The sequence below is a fragment of the Tannerella forsythia genome (assembly GCF_001006485.1).
GTDB classification, from domain to species: Bacteria; Bacteroidota; Bacteroidia; order Bacteroidales; family Tannerellaceae; genus Tannerella; species Tannerella forsythia.
In genome coordinates this window covers 1-13,960 of the sequence record NZ_JUET01000101.1, presented here as the reverse complement: position 1 = coordinate 13,960, position 13,960 = coordinate 1, and the positions used below count along the sequence as shown (strand labels likewise).

Below are 13,960 nucleotides of genomic sequence, written 5' to 3'. Positions count from 1 at the left end.
ATCGAAATATTAAAAGGTTGGTAGCTGGTACTCCTCTCCTCCCTGAAGCACTCTGTGTACATCATTGATTTCGAGAAAGGTCGTACCACCTCCCCCTCCGAAGCTGCCACTCAGGTAAGCCACCTTGTCCTGCTCGGTAAGCATACTGCTTGTGATCAACTGGTTCAAGGCATCGTAATAATACTGGCGACGACTTGGCTGCCACGGCTGAAATACGGCCCAAACACCGTACGAGAGCGAGAGCATCCGCATCACCTCTTGTCGATAGCAAATGGCAAAGACGGCCGCACGCCCCCGGAAGGCCGCCAGATAACGTGCTGTACGCCCCGTATAACTGTCTGAGATAATCGCACGAACACCAAGTTTGGCCGACGACTTCACGGCTTGTTCGGCCAGGAATGACGTCACATCCGTTTCGGTACCTTCGATCGGGATGCGGATATCGTTTTCCGCAAGCTTCGTTTTTTCGGCCTCACGCGCCACTTTGGCCATCATCTTCACCGCTTCAACAGGATACTTTCCATAGGCTGTTTCTCCGCTAAGCATTAACGCATCCGTCCGATAGTAGATGGCATTGGCAATATCGGTCACCTCGGCGCGTGTCGGCCGCGGATTGTTAATCATCGAATGCAACATCTGTGTAGCAACGATTACGGGGCGTCTTGCTTCCACACATTTGCGGATCAGCATGCGCTGGATACCCGGTATCCGCTCAGCCGGCACTTCGATACCCAGATCGCCTCGCGCAATCATCACTCCATAAGCCGCCTGAAGAATCTCGCCGATATTATCGACACCTTCCTGATTCTCGATCTTGGCAATGATCTTGATTGCACTTTTACGGGCATCGAGGATGCGCTGCACGGCCTGCACATCTTTCTTGTTGCGAACAAACGAGTGAGCAATAAAATCAAGCTTATTCGCAATCGCCCACTCGATATTCTTCTTGTCTCTTTCCGTGAGTGAGGGTAAATTGATACGTACCCCCGGCACATTCACACTCTTTCGGCTACCCAATATCGCATTATTCTGCACCTCACACACCAGCCGGTCGGTTTCCTTCCTGATCACCTTCAACTCCAGGTCGCCATCGTCGATCAGGATACCGCTTCCGATCGACAAGTCTTTAACGAAATCGGGATACGAAACACAAATGCAATCGTGGGTTGTCTCAATGTCGGGGCATCCCTTCATCATCACCTGTTCGCCCGCTTTGAACTCAATCGGGGCCAATGTTTTTGTGGTACGTATTTCCGGACCTTTCGTGTCGATCAGAATCCCGATCCGGCCGGAGACCATGCGTGTGTTCATCACCACGCGATTCAACCCTTCTTCATCCATGTGCGCCGTGTTCAGTCGCACCACATTCATCCCCGCCTTGTAGAGCGAACGGATAAATTCGACGTCGCAGCGCCGGTCTGAGATTGTCGCTACTATTTTCGTATGTTTAATCATTTATTAAGCGCCTCCACCGCTAATCGGTACGAGTCCATTCCGAATCCGAGAATGACCCCTTGGCATACGGGAGAGAGCAACGAGTGATGCCGGAACGTCTCACGTGCGTAAATATTCGAGAGATGCACTTCAACCACCGGCGCCGTTACGGCCTTAATTGCGTCGTGCAACGCGATTGACGTATGCGCATATGCACCCGCGTTAAGCACAATACCGTCACATACGAAGCCCGTTTCATGAATCTTATCGAGCAGTTCGCCCTCGCTATTGCTCTGGAAATAGGTAATCTCACATTGCGGACAGGCTGCCCTCAATTGCCTCAGATAATCTTCGAACGAGACGTCGCCGTAGATTCCCGGCTCCCGTTTTCCCAACAGATTCAGATTAGGCCCGTTGATGATTTGAATTTTTTTCACACTTTGTTTTTTATAGGAAATATGCTATCTTTGTCATTCTTCAACGCACAAATATAGTGCTTTTTTTTGAGAATCTCACCATGAACCGTCATCAGAAAGACGAATTTTCTCTCATTTATTTTCATGAAACGATCCGTCATAAATTCCACCAACCAAGAAGTGCAAATCGTTTTTCTTAATTTAAATACGATGAAAAACACTCGAGAACCGCTGTCGGCAAGGGACCGAAAGCTCCATCCGGTGAAGAATGGTTCTCGCATCAGAGAGTTCCTTCTATTTTGTCAAGTTTGTCTAAGATTTCATAGGTGGTACGCAGTGACGTAAAATCCGTTGGGATAGCAGGTTTGTTAATACATTCTACCCTGTCGACAAACACCTTAATTTCGTTAAAGTACCCTTGTGAGATTATTTGGTTATTTGCCAATATGGGATTGAAGTTATTCCTTGAATACAAAGAAGTCATGCAAGAGTTCCTCGTATAAACTTTCTCAAGGGGAATCTTTCCGAAAGAAAGTGAGGAGGGCGTAAAGGTTAGTGTTTCCATCTGTTGCATGTCATACATACCCGATTCCGTATTGATACAAATAGCCTCATGCGCTTCTCGCCAGGAATAGGATGTGGATAATTCCAGTGTCCCCGCAATATGATTATGCGCCAGCATAAGCAAGTAAGTTCTTCCTCCGTTTTTGCTGTTCGTTTTATGAACACCTAAGATTTTAGCATCGCCAAAAAGAAACGTGACTAAATCAATCGGATGTATAAATAAATCATAGAGTTCATTACCTTCAGGGTACAGACCCACTCGATAATGTAAGTTGTAACTTACAAGTTGCTTGTCTCTGAGTTTTTTTCTCAGAATCGCAGTAACGGGAGAAAACCTTTTCTGCATTCCGACAACGATGGTATTGGGTCCGTATAATCGCTGCTTATCAATAAGGTCGTTCAGTTCTTCTACGCACATGCAGGGAGGCTTTTCTATGAATAGAGCTTTACCTGCCTTTATTGTTTTCGATGCAATCTCAAAATGGGAAGAAGGTGAAGCGGAAACAAAAACGCCGGCAATGGTTTCATCATTCAAGATATCATCAATCGAAGTTGTCCCGATGACATTCTTAAATTTTTGCGGAATCAATTTTGCCTTTTGAGGTGAAGAGCAGCAAATATACTTTACGTTGACCTGTAAATGTTGAATAATTGGATAAAGATTGTGAATGCAATGATTCCCAAACCCAATAAATGCATAATTCTTTTTATAAACTTGAGAAAGATATTGATTGTCTCTTCTGCGCTTATAACCTTTTATTATGTCTTGGAACCCTATCATTTGACTAAATTTTTGATTTTTTTGAAATATGCCTTGTAAGTACAGTTCAAGTCATCATTCCACTGATATTTCCCGTAAAAGAATTCAATGAGTCTTTTAGGGAAAAATTTCTCTGCGGAACGTAAGAGTATAATATCAAACTTTCTGTGATAGTTTATCCAACACCGGTTACAATGATGAGAATATTCACAAATAGTCTTTGCCGTTTGACGTGAATTGAAAATTTCATCGAGCGATTTCTCATACACATTACCGAGAATAACCTCTAAATTCTGGCAAATTGGAACGTTTCCGTTTGAGTGTATAACCAATTCGTTATAAATACTATGACATCTTAGTCTGAGACTTCCTTTTTTCCATTCATTATATAAAGTCACGAAATCATAATTCTCTTGTGTCTCATGGATTGATTTTGGGATTTGTCTGATATAATCATCACCGACATCCATTAATTTTTCCTTCGTGTCAAAGAAATCCATTGTATTATAAATCCCTATTCTTACATCTATATCATATTTTTGGGCAATCCGAATTACATAATCCATATCTTCAAAAGAGTTCCAGGGCGTAAGGCAAAACATGAGAGAAACAGGTACAATGTCTTTGCAGCGTTCGATGACCTGTATAACTTTGTCGTAGCCATCGACGCCTCTGACGATCTTATAGGTTTCGTTACCTCCGTCTAAAGAAAGATATAAATGTTTGGGAGTGTATTTCTGTACGGCAGAGACAACCTTGTTCGGAGCTAATCCGTTTGAAAGTAAGGTATAATTCTTATGATTCTCATGAAACCAGCTCAGTATTGCATCAGCTTCCGGATGTAAAACAAATTCTCCGCCCTCCAAGCCAACTGTTGTTCTTTTCGTTACGCATTTGCTTGACATTATATGAACAATGTCTTTTAGCGGCAAATGCTCCACAGGGGTCTTTTCCCAAATGGAGCAATGCCTGCAACGTGACTGACAAAGTGAAGTCGAATAAATCATTAAAGAGGATAAGGTCTTGTTTGTGGGGAACATTACATTTTTTATAAAAGACCCTCCTGTTGTTAGATAATCTAAAAAGTTATACATTGTGTTTGGATCGTAATTTTCTATTCAACAATAAATTAGTTTGATTTATACCGGAAATTATCGCCCCCAAAATTACAGGATCAAAATGAAACGGCCAAGAAATGACTGACGCATTTTTTATATGCATGTTTCTGTGCACTGCTTTAGATTCAATTTTCTTCTATAGCTTTCTCTGTTAAGTTTAATAAGAGAATTTTCTGCAATGTTTTGATTTTTATGCTTAAAAGTAATGAATGATAAAGTCGAACCTACGGTGCAAAAATCATCGATTTTCCTCCCATTACAGGATGAATTTTAACTATTTTTATATTGTCTGTCTTGTTTTAAGCATATAAATTTGTATTAAATTTAAATAGAACACTTATGGAAAGAGAATTTAAGAATCACATGAATGCGCTGTCTCCAAATACAACGTATGTAGTATCTGAGAACTGCACAGTGGCGAATCATCTGTCTATACCGATAGGTGTATCACTTATCTTTAAAGGAGGAATGGATCAGCAAATAACATATATTCAGAGATAAGGGGCTGCACCTTGCTGCTCTTTATCTCTTGGAAATAGACAATAAAAGACACCCATGAAACGATCAATAGCAAACGCTATCAGCAAAAAGAACAGAGATCGCAAATACAAGTATTTTAAAAAGAGAGGGTGGGGTTTACAGCCGATACAAAAGTGTTGGATGTAGGGTTTGCCAACCATGAATTTTCACCGATCGATAATTATCTGGAAAAACACTATCCGTTTCGAGCGAAGATAACGGCGCTCGGAGTGGGAGGCAAAGACGAATTTACAAAGAACTATCCGGATGTCGAGACTGTACTTTATGACGGAAAAGTTTTCCCTTTTGCCGACAAAACCTTCGACATCGGGTGGAGTAACGCTGTTATCGAACATGTCGGGGGAAAAGACAGGCAGCTTTTATTCCTAAAAGAGTTACTGCGTACATGTCGCACGGTTTATTTCACAACACCGAACGTTTATTTTCCCGTCGAACTGCATACCCGGACACTGTTTTTACACTGGTTGCCCAAAACTTTTTTTGACCGATATTTAAGGCGTATCGGGAAATCATGGGCGGCAGGAGACTATATGTACTTATTGTCGAAGAAACGAATCATTGATTTGTGCCGGGAAGCCGGTGCTCAAAACGTCACCATCAAAGGCAACCGTCTTTTCGGATTTGTAATGGATTACAGTGTCATTATAACATAATCTGAAAGAGAAAAATTATTTTTGCAGCTCGATTATGTAACCGTTTATAAGACTATTTCACTATGGCTGAAGAAATAATCATTCATCAGGGAGGGAAGTCGGAGAAGTATGCAACGTTGCTGCCGCAGATGAAAGGTTTGCTCTCGGGCGAGTCTGACAGAGTGGCCAATATGGCCAATTTTGTAGCTGCTCTCCAAACGACGTTCGGCTTCTTGTGGGTTGGTTTTTATGTCGTGCGTGAAGAGGAGTTAGTACTGGCTCCTTTTCAGGGACCGGTAGCTTGCACGCGTATCCGTCACGGAAAAGGAGTGTGTGGCACCGCCTGGAAAGAGCGGTGTACGCTTGTGGTCGACGATGTGAATACTTTTCCCGGACACATCGCATGCAGCTCCGCCTCGAAGTCGGAGATCGTTGTTCCGATGATACGCGACGGTGAAGTCGTAGCGGTACTCGATATCGACAGTAAAGAGTATGCGACGTTCGACCATGTTGACGCGGTCTGGCTGGAGAAGCTCGTGCAGACTTTCCCATGGTAATATCGTTCGGCCGAACCGGGGAAGAACTGCTCGGAACAGAGGCATAAAAGAAGCAGGTCGTTTTGTTCTACAGCCGACTTGCACTATCTTTGCACGCTCAAAAACAACCGGAGCATGTTTTATTACGAAGCAGATATAGAGAGAGTCCTTTCTGAGCAGCCTTTCCCGTTGATCTCGGAAACGGCCGACGAGCTGGGGCTGGAAACATACGTCATTGGCGGCTATGTGCGCGATATTTTCCTGCGCCGTCCGTCGAAAGATATCGACGTAGTAACGGTCGGGAGCGGCATCGAGTTGGCCAAGGCCGTGGCGAAACGGTTGGGCAGAAAGGCACATCTGTCGGTCTTCAAAAATTTCGGCACGGCACAGGTGAAGCACGGAGAGCTGGAGCTGGAGTTCGTCGGGGCGCGCAAAGAGTCGTACCGGCGAGACAGCCGCAAGCCAATCGTCGAAGACGGAACGCTCGAAGATGATCAGAACCGCCGTGATTTTACGATCAACGCCTTGGCCCTGTGTCTGAATGGCGATCGCTACGGTGAACTGGTTGATCCGTTCGGAGGGGTGGAAGATATGGAAGACTTGCGTATCGTCACGCCGCTCGATCCGGACACGACGTTCAACGACGATCCGCTGCGCATGATGCGCGCCGTGCGTTTTGCATCGCAGCTCGGCTTCTTTATCGATCCCAATACGTTCGACGCCATGACACGCAACAGAGAGCGTATCGGGATCATCTCGAAAGAGCGTATCGCCGACGAGTTGAATAAGATCGTGCTGTCGCCCAAGCCCTCGATCGGGTTCGAGCTGCTCGACAAATGCGGATTACTGGAACTGATCTTCCCCGAACTGTGCGCCCTTAAGGGCGTCGAGACGAAAGAAGGCATCGGGCATAAGGATAACTTCGCCCATACGCTGATGGTACTCGACCGGCTGAGTCGTACAACGAACGACCTGTGGCTGCGCTGGGCAGCGCTGCTGCACGACATTGCCAAGCCGGCTGTCAAACGTTTTGACAACCGTCTCGGCTGGACGTTCCACAACCATAATTTCATCGGCGAAAAAATGATCCCCGGCATCTTCCGAAGGATGAAACTGCCGATGAACGAGAAGATGAAATACGTGCAGAAACTCGTTTCGCTGCACATGCGCCCGATCAGTCTGGCAGACGACGAGGTGACCGACTCGGCCATCCGTCGGCTGCTCTTCGAAGCCGGCGATGATGTGGACGACCTGATGAAGCTCTGCGAAGCCGATATCACGAGCAAGAACCCCGAGAAAGTGCGCCGTTTCCTGAATAATTTCCGTTTAGTACGTAAAAAAATGGCGCAGATCGAGGAGAAAGACCGGGTGCGGAACTTTCAGCCGCCCGTTTCGGGCGAGGAGATTATGGCGACGTTCGGTCTGCCGCCCTCGCAACCTGTCGGAGTGCTCAAGGAAGCGATTAAAAACGCGATCCTCGACGGGGTCATCCCCAACGAGTACGAGGCGGCGGTACGTTTCATGCACGAGAAAGCCGCCAAGATGGGGCTTTCACGTGTTTAACCGGTCGACACTTTTCACACCTTTGACTGTTCGGATTTTCTTCGTCAGCATGTTCAGCGCGGAAGTATCTTTGACCATCACGGTGAAGTTGCCCTGAAACAGTCCGTCGACCGAATCGATCTGGAGTGAACGCAGCGAAACACCGTCTTCCTTGCCGATGACCGACGTGATGTTCGTCACAATTCCGATATCGTCGTTCCCGATAATCCGCAACGTAACCGCGTATCCGTCCGTCCCTTTGCCGCTCCAGCGCGCCTGAATGACGCGATAACCGAACTTGCTGAACATCTCCTGCGCATTCGGACAGTTCGTGCGGTGAATCTTGATGCCACGTGTGGAAACGAATCCGAAGATCGCGTCGCCGAAGATCGGATTACAGCATTTCGACAGTTTGTATTCAATACCCGTCAGGTCTTTGTCGATGACAAGTACATCCTGATGCGAGGAAATCGTTTCGGCCTCCGTTGTCGTAATATACTCTTCCGCGCTCCGATTCTCCATGTGTTCGGCCGCTTCCCGCTCTTTCCGTCCGAAATCAAGGTAATCGTCGATGATTTTATTCACATCCGATTTCCCTTCGGCCAAATGGATATAAAAATCCGTCACCGTCTTGAAACCGCTCTTTTTGATATAACGCATCAGCAGAGCCTCTTCTACTTCAATCTTCCGGTTCTTAAAACGCCGCTGCAACGATTCCTTCGCATATTCGACGGCTTTGGCCGACTCTTCGCGCAAGGCCTGTTTGATTTTCGAACGCGCTTTCGAGGTGGTCACGAACGAGAGCCAGTCGCGTTTCGGTGTCTGGGTCTGGGAGGTAACTACTTCGACCGAGTCGCCGTTACGCAACAGATGACGAATCGACACGTTCTTGCCGTTCACTTTCCCCGACACGCACCGACTGCCTACCTTCGAATGAATGGCAAACGCAAAATCGAGCACCGTCGCACCTTTCCCCAGTTTAATCAGTTCGCCGGTCGGCGTAAATACATAAATCTCATCCTGATAAAGGTCCATCCGGAACTCCTTCATCATGTCCATCGGGTTCGAGGTCTGCGTCTCGAGCATGGCGCGGACATCACTCAGAAACTCATCTAATCCATGCTCTTCCCTGATCCCCTTGTATTTCCAGTGTGCGGCCAGGCCTCGTTCGGCCACTTCGTCCATCCGGCGTGTCCGTATCTGCACTTCGACCCATCGGTTCTTCGGCCCGAGTACCGTGATATGCAAGCTCTCGTAGCCGTTACTCTTAGGCACGGAAATCCAGTCTTTCATCCGCTTCGGATTCGGCTGATACATATCGGTGATGATCGAGAATACCTGCCAGCATTCCGAACGTTCTTTGTCGAGCGGCGAATCGAGAATGACACGGATGGCAAACAAGTCGTAGATCCCTTCGAAATCGATGTTTTGTTTCCTCAGTTTGTTGTTGATCGAGTGGATGGACTTCGTGCGTCCTTTGATATCGAATTTCAGCCCCGACGCTTCGAGTTTCTCCTGTACGGGTCTGATAAATTCGGCAATATATTCGTCGCGCGAACGTTTTGTCTCGTTCAGCTTCGTTTTGATGTACTGATACTTTTTCGGATCGATGTATTTCAGCGACAAATCTTCCAACTCGCTCTTGATGGTATAAAGACCGAGTCGATGCGCCAGCGGCGCGTAGAGATACGATACCTCCGTAGCCAACCGGATACGATCCTTTTCGTCCCTGATCTGCTTGCCCATGCGCATCATGCAGAGGCGGTCGGCAATCATGATCAGGATGACGCGCACGTCTTCGGCAAACGAAAAGAGCAAGTGATGAAAATTCTCGGAGTTGACGGCCGTATTACGGGCATAGAGATCGGAGGTTTTCAGCAGACGGCGAATCATCAGCGCCACCTCGTCGTCGAAAGTACATTCCACTTCATCGAGTGTGACAGCCTCTTTCATCACCGGCCGATAAAGTAACAGCGCGATGACGGACGTTCGTTTCAGTCCGATATCTCTCGTCGCAATCAGCGCCGTGTTGATATTACGCAACAAGCCGTTGATCCCGTTGCGGTCACGTCCGTAACAGTCGAGTGCGACGACCCGTCTCATCAGGCTTTTCATCTTCGGCGCATCCTCTTTCTGCAAGCAATACGACAAATGTGAAAACAACAGACGATAGGTCGTGAAAAACTCTTTCTTTTCCTCCGGTGTAAAAAAAGGCATTGTCTTATCCATAGCGATGAGTCTGTAAATTCGTAAAAATAATAATGATTCGGATCAGGATCTGATGTGGCCGGTGCGACCGGCAACGCGCTCCTCTCAGTCGAGCAGCGCAAGCATCTGTTCGTAGGTGAAGCCGCGGAAATCGGGAATCACGAGGTCGCACAGCCCTTCGATGGCTTCGGCCGGGTTCGTCGTAGCCAGCCCGACCACCTTCATACTCGCCCGGCGCCCCGACTCGATCCCGTGAAACGAATCTTCAAAAACGATGCAGTTCTCCGGCACCGTACCGCACGTCTCGGCAGCCAGCAGATAAGCGTCGGGAGCGGGTTTCGACCGGACAAACATCTCGGCCGTGAGGATATGCTCGAAAATCTGCCCCAACTCCGGATGAGCCCGGTGAACATGCGTCATCTTGGCTTGGTCCGAACTTGTCACCACTGCCATACGCACCCCGTTTCGTTGCAATACTTCTATAAGCATTTCGATCCCCGGAATATAATCGTAGCGCATGGCGCTCTCGAACTCCGCCAAACGGTCGAGAATCAATTGCTGCGCTTCGCGCTGATCCTTAAAATACTTCTCGAATATCTGTATCAGCGTTTGCCCCTTGATGATGCTCCCAAAATCGGGTATATCGGGTTGAAGTATCGGCGCCAGCTCTCTCCAGAAACGTGTATAATGCGTTTCGGTGTCGAATATCACCCCATCCAGATCGAACAGAGCGGCTATCGGTTTCGTTTTGTCCATCTTGATCACGTTTTCGCGTAAAATCCGAGTACAAAGATATTATTTTTTATGGCTTTCCGGGCTTTTCCCCTATCTCTTTTCTACTCTGAAAAGACCGACGGTTACGAATCTATATTAGTGAAAAGTGAAAAACGAAAAACGAAGAGTGAAACGTGAAGCCCTGCGGGCATTGAGGTGTTGAATTGTTGAGGTGTTTGTTGGCTGATGGCTGAATGCTTATTAAAACAAGGTATGGGCATCGATACCCCAACCTTATGGGATGGGGCTGAAATAGATCGGACTTTCAGCCTTTGTGCCCCTTGCGGGCGTTGAGCTGTTAAGTCGCTGATTTTTGGCTGAATGCTGACAGTTGATAGCTGAATGCTTCAACAGCCCTGAAAGGGCGTATTAATTCAGCCCAATGCGTAGCGAAGCGAAGCGTTGGGAAAAAGGCAATCTCCTCGGCGGAGGGCTGAAAGCCCGACATAATTATGAATGGCTAATGATTATTTTCAGGATAGTCAGGAATAGCCATCAAACGTGCGGTAAAATCCGAACGCTGACGGCTGACAACTGACGGCCAGATACAACCGTTGTGTTGCATCGCCCCGAAAATTCGTACGATCCGACGCAAACCCGGTAGAAGACAGCAGCACGTCGGTCGGATGCCAACCAATGGACACAGTATTCTCCAGTTGACCAGCTGACAGTTTAAATTGTTTACAATACTTTCTTTTGTGCTTAATGTGGAATCTGGGATAAAATATCCTGGCACAAGAAACTTATAATTTGAAGATGATAGGCGTCTTCGTCTTTATAGAACGAAGAAAAAATGGTACGACATACAACGGATTGTAAAACATGTTATATAACATGTAAAAAAACAACAAAAATACTTGCCGCTTTGCTTAAAGCATTATACTTTCGCCATCTCTAAAAGGGAGTAAATAAGCTTTTTTAAAGAAATAAAAATATATAAATGTCCGTATATATGCCTAAAATTAATTATATATTGCTGATATACAGAAATTTATTCCCTCCCCAATCCATACATCCAAATTATTGTTATTAAATAGTTTAATGGAGCTTTTAGGTACAAACACGGATATTCATTTAAAAATAATACATGTATAATTGGCATGACCAATGGACTTTGCCAATAAAATAAAACAGTATTTTTTCAAATAAAATTTAACCGGTATAAAATGAACAAATTAGGAATATAAAATAATAGGTAAAATGAAATCAGTTAAATTATTTGTAGCCTCAATATTCGCGGCTATTTTTGTAATGAGTTGCAATGATGAAATTGCAGAATTGTCAGAGTCCAACAGGATAGAGGATAAACGCGCGAACACTAATTATAGAGTTTCCATTGATGAGGCAAAAGAAACTCTTTCTCAATTTATGGAAATGATGAATGGGGTAGATTTACGGGTGTCCGGAGGTAATTCTTCTATATCGCACGATTATAGCATAAGAAATGTTGAAGTGATAAGTTCGAATAATCACCAGGTTTATACTCGTGCAGGTAATACATCCAAAGGCATCGACACGCTGATGTATATTGTAAATTTTGAAGATAATAAAGGCTTCGCACTTGTTGCTGCAGATAAACGTACGGATCCTATCTATGCGATTATCGATGAAGGAAACTTTTCGATGGACAGCATAGATAAAGTTGATAACCCTGGATTTATGCTATGTGTAGAACGCTCTCTAAAAAAAGCTGCTTATGATATCAAAAACTATTCCGTTACAAATAACGGCAAGATGATAAGCACATCTACTCCCGGTTGGGGAGGGGGAAATCCCGGACGAAAAGTCTATCCTCTGCTTTCTGTAAAATGGGACCAAAGTTCACCGTACAATAATTGCAGTCCTTATGTGGACGGTATCCAGACTTCGAATGGTCGTGGCTATACGGGATGTGTAATAACGGCAACCGCTCAAATCATCTCTTATTTCAGATGTGTGGGGCAGATTACATACAATACAAATCAAGGAAATGATTTAAACTCGAATCATGGCACGGCAACTTTGAATTGGGACCGGATCATTGCCGATAGTAAATCTATTGCAAATGGTAAAAGATATGGCACATTGGATAAAGATTTACACCATGAATCATCGTATGAGGTTGCCCGATTAATGCGCTATCTGGGAGTTGCACTTAAAGCGGACTATTCTAATAAAGGAACGGGAGCAAAGAGTGAAAAAGCAATCGACTGGTTGAATGATTGGGGAGGACTTTCCGCATCCGGATTAAGCGATTATAATGGAGAGGAGACTGTTAAAGCGCTTGACGCCAAAAAATTAGTATATGTGAGAGCCAATGCTACTAAATCACACACTTGGATTTTTTTTAATAAATATTCAGATGGTCATGCCTGGGTAATAGACGGGTATATAGAAAATATGACAAACGGCAATTTGGACCGACGTTTGGTACATTGCAATTTCGGGTGGGGCGGTCAGTGCGACGGTTATTATATCGACGGAATATTTGACACCGGAGAAGGCACTTTTACTTGGGAACTCGAGGATGAAAACGATCCACGCAACCCTTATACGCGTCCGGATAAGGATAAAAAAACAAGAGATAAATTGGGTATTGTTAAATTTATATAGTACCATTATCTTTGCTGAAAAAAAACTATGGATTGTCCAAGATGTGGAAGCATAAATCATCGTAAAGATGGCATTGTCGGTGGTCGTCAGCGCCATTATTGTAAAGATTGTCATTATCGTTATACTGTTCAACAGAAATCTAATACAAAATCAGCTGCTACTCGTAGATTAGCTTTGGAGATGTACTTGGAGGGCTTAGGTTTTAGAGCAATCGGACGCATATTGAAAATAAGTCATACAATTGTTTACTATTGGGTAAAAGAATGGGGTGAAAGGGTGGCTTTACCACAAAAAGAGGAACCTGTTTCAGTTGTTGAATTAGATGAGATGCACACATATATAGGTTCAAAAAAAACTACTGTTGGGTATGGATTGCTGTTGATCGATTTGGAAAACGATTTATCTCTTTTGTCTGTGGGGACAGAAGCACAGATACGGGGATGAAGCTTTGGAAGAAGATAAAAAACATTCCTGCATCTGTGTATTATTCTGACTATTGGAAGAGCTATAAGGAATTTCTTCCTAATGTAAAACACATTCAAACGAAGGCAGAAACTTATACAGTCGAAGGTTATAATAGCAGAATAAGGCATTATTTAGCAAGGTTCAAACGAAAAGGGAAGTGTTATAGTAAGGCAAAACATATGATAGAAAAATCCCTAAAATTACTTTTTCTAAAACTAAACAACGAGCTAGCTATATGTGTTTAACAATACCCAGACGATAAATGTCCCGTACGAAAGTCTATGCAGATTTTCACCGGAAAGTGGACACTGCTCATCATCTTCCAAATCAACCGCAGAATAATCCGTTACGGAGAACTCAAACGTGCCATTCCCGGCAT

General features: G+C 45.0%; 13 protein-coding genes. 6 read left to right on the top strand and 7 right to left on the bottom strand.

Features of this window, described 5'->3' with window-relative positions; translation table 11 throughout:
* Positions 1-9: 9 nt before the first annotated feature.
* The 4 genes from pyk to Tanf_RS09675 all read right to left on the bottom strand — a co-directional run bounded on the left by pyk (position 10) and on the right by Tanf_RS09675 (position 4,268).
* Complete coding sequence (gene pyk, locus Tanf_RS09690; protein ID WP_046825740.1) at positions 10-1,455, bottom strand: pyruvate kinase; 1,446 nt, start codon at positions 1,453-1,455, stop codon at positions 10-12.
* On the bottom strand, positions 1,452-1,871 hold the full coding sequence (gene aroQ / locus Tanf_RS09685) for a type II 3-dehydroquinate dehydratase (protein WP_014224820.1): 420 nt from the start codon (positions 1,869-1,871) through the stop codon (positions 1,452-1,454). The genes pyk and aroQ overlap by 4 nt, the downstream gene beginning before the upstream one ends.
* 259 nt (positions 1,872-2,130) lie before the next feature.
* Positions 2,131-3,195, bottom strand: a complete 1,065-nt coding sequence (locus Tanf_RS09680; protein WP_041590732.1) for a Gfo/Idh/MocA family protein — start codon at positions 3,193-3,195, stop codon at positions 2,131-2,133.
* Entirely contained in the window at positions 3,192-4,268 is a 1,077-nt protein-coding gene (locus tag Tanf_RS09675) for a radical SAM/SPASM domain-containing protein (protein WP_041590733.1), read from the bottom strand. Before Tanf_RS09675 ends, Tanf_RS09680 begins: the two co-directional genes overlap by 4 nt.
* A gap of 653 nt (positions 4,269-4,921) precedes the next feature.
* Here Tanf_RS09675 and Tanf_RS09670 point away from each other — a divergent pair.
* The 3 genes from Tanf_RS09670 to Tanf_RS09660 all read left to right on the top strand — a co-directional run bounded on the left by Tanf_RS09670 (position 4,922) and on the right by Tanf_RS09660 (position 7,563).
* Positions 4,922-5,485 carry a methyltransferase domain-containing protein gene (locus tag Tanf_RS09670; RefSeq protein WP_201774590.1) on the top strand — a complete coding sequence of 188 codons (564 nt, stop codon included), beginning with the start codon at positions 4,922-4,924 and terminating at the stop codon, positions 5,483-5,485.
* Between the two features lie 62 nt (positions 5,486-5,547).
* Positions 5,548-6,021 carry a free L-methionine (R)-S-oxide reductase MsrC gene (locus Tanf_RS09665; RefSeq protein ID WP_046825739.1) on the top strand — a complete coding sequence of 158 codons (474 nt, stop codon included), beginning with the start codon at positions 5,548-5,550 and terminating at the stop codon, positions 6,019-6,021.
* A gap of 114 nt (positions 6,022-6,135) precedes the next feature.
* The gene (locus tag Tanf_RS09660; RefSeq protein ID WP_014224827.1) at positions 6,136-7,563 is read left to right on the top strand and encodes a CCA tRNA nucleotidyltransferase; all 1,428 of its coding nucleotides are present in this window, start codon (positions 6,136-6,138) and stop codon (positions 7,561-7,563) included.
* Here the strand turns inward: Tanf_RS09660 and Tanf_RS09655 are convergent.
* The 3 genes from Tanf_RS09655 to Tanf_RS15130 all read right to left on the bottom strand — a co-directional run bounded on the left by Tanf_RS09655 (position 7,552) and on the right by Tanf_RS15130 (position 11,168).
* Positions 7,552-9,771 carry a RelA/SpoT family protein gene (locus Tanf_RS09655; protein ID WP_014224828.1) on the bottom strand — a complete coding sequence of 740 codons (2,220 nt, stop codon included), beginning with the start codon at positions 9,769-9,771 and terminating at the stop codon, positions 7,552-7,554. The two genes, Tanf_RS09660 and Tanf_RS09655, sit on opposite strands and share 12 nt — an antisense overlap.
* Positions 9,772-9,855: 84 nt before the next feature.
* Positions 9,856-10,506, bottom strand: coding sequence for an HAD family hydrolase (locus tag Tanf_RS09650; protein ID WP_046825738.1), 651 nt, complete (start codon positions 10,504-10,506; stop codon positions 9,856-9,858).
* Positions 10,507-11,006: 500 nt separating this feature from the next.
* Positions 11,007-11,168 carry a hypothetical protein gene (locus tag Tanf_RS15130; RefSeq protein ID WP_155642545.1) on the bottom strand — a complete coding sequence of 54 codons (162 nt, stop codon included), beginning with the start codon at positions 11,166-11,168 and terminating at the stop codon, positions 11,007-11,009.
* 556 nt (positions 11,169-11,724) lie between these two features.
* Here Tanf_RS15130 and Tanf_RS09645 point away from each other — a divergent pair.
* From Tanf_RS09645 to Tanf_RS15825, 3 genes are all read left to right on the top strand, one after another.
* Positions 11,725-13,116, top strand: a complete 1,392-nt coding sequence (locus Tanf_RS09645) for a C10 family peptidase (protein WP_080948612.1) — start codon at positions 11,725-11,727, stop codon at positions 13,114-13,116.
* A gap of 27 nt (positions 13,117-13,143) precedes the next feature.
* A protein-coding gene (locus Tanf_RS14390) for an IS1 family transposase (protein ID WP_369057636.1) occupies positions 13,144-13,826 on the top strand; the annotation gives its coding sequence in 2 pieces (ribosomal slippage) (positions 13,144-13,504 and positions 13,504-13,826; 684 coding nt in all).
* Positions 13,827-13,862: 36 nt separating this feature from the next.
* On the top strand, positions 13,863-13,960 hold a 98-nt coding region (locus tag Tanf_RS15825; RefSeq protein ID WP_046825735.1), incomplete at its 3' end, for a winged helix-turn-helix transcriptional regulator.

Excerpts from the sequence above, each read along its gene's own strand:
- pyk (WP_046825740.1), bottom strand. The coding sequence starts at position 1,455 with ATGATTAAACATACGAAAATAGTAGCGACAATCTCAGACCGGCGCTGC.
- Tanf_RS09680 (WP_041590732.1), bottom strand. The coding sequence starts at position 3,195 with ATGATAGGGTTCCAAGACATAATAAAAGGTTATAAGCGCAGAAGAGAC.
- Tanf_RS09675 (WP_041590733.1), bottom strand. The coding sequence starts at position 4,268 with ATGTATAACTTTTTAGATTATCTAACAACAGGAGGGTCTTTTATAAAA.
- Tanf_RS09665 (WP_046825739.1), top strand. The coding sequence starts at position 5,548 with ATGGCTGAAGAAATAATCATTCATCAGGGAGGGAAGTCGGAGAAGTAT.
- Tanf_RS09660 (WP_014224827.1), top strand. The coding sequence starts at position 6,136 with ATGTTTTATTACGAAGCAGATATAGAGAGAGTCCTTTCTGAGCAGCCT.
- Tanf_RS09655 (WP_014224828.1), bottom strand. The coding sequence starts at position 9,771 with ATGGATAAGACAATGCCTTTTTTTACACCGGAGGAAAAGAAAGAGTTT.
- Tanf_RS09650 (WP_046825738.1), bottom strand. The coding sequence starts at position 10,506 with ATGGACAAAACGAAACCGATAGCCGCTCTGTTCGATCTGGATGGGGTG.
- Tanf_RS09645 (WP_080948612.1), top strand. The coding sequence starts at position 11,725 with ATGAAATCAGTTAAATTATTTGTAGCCTCAATATTCGCGGCTATTTTT.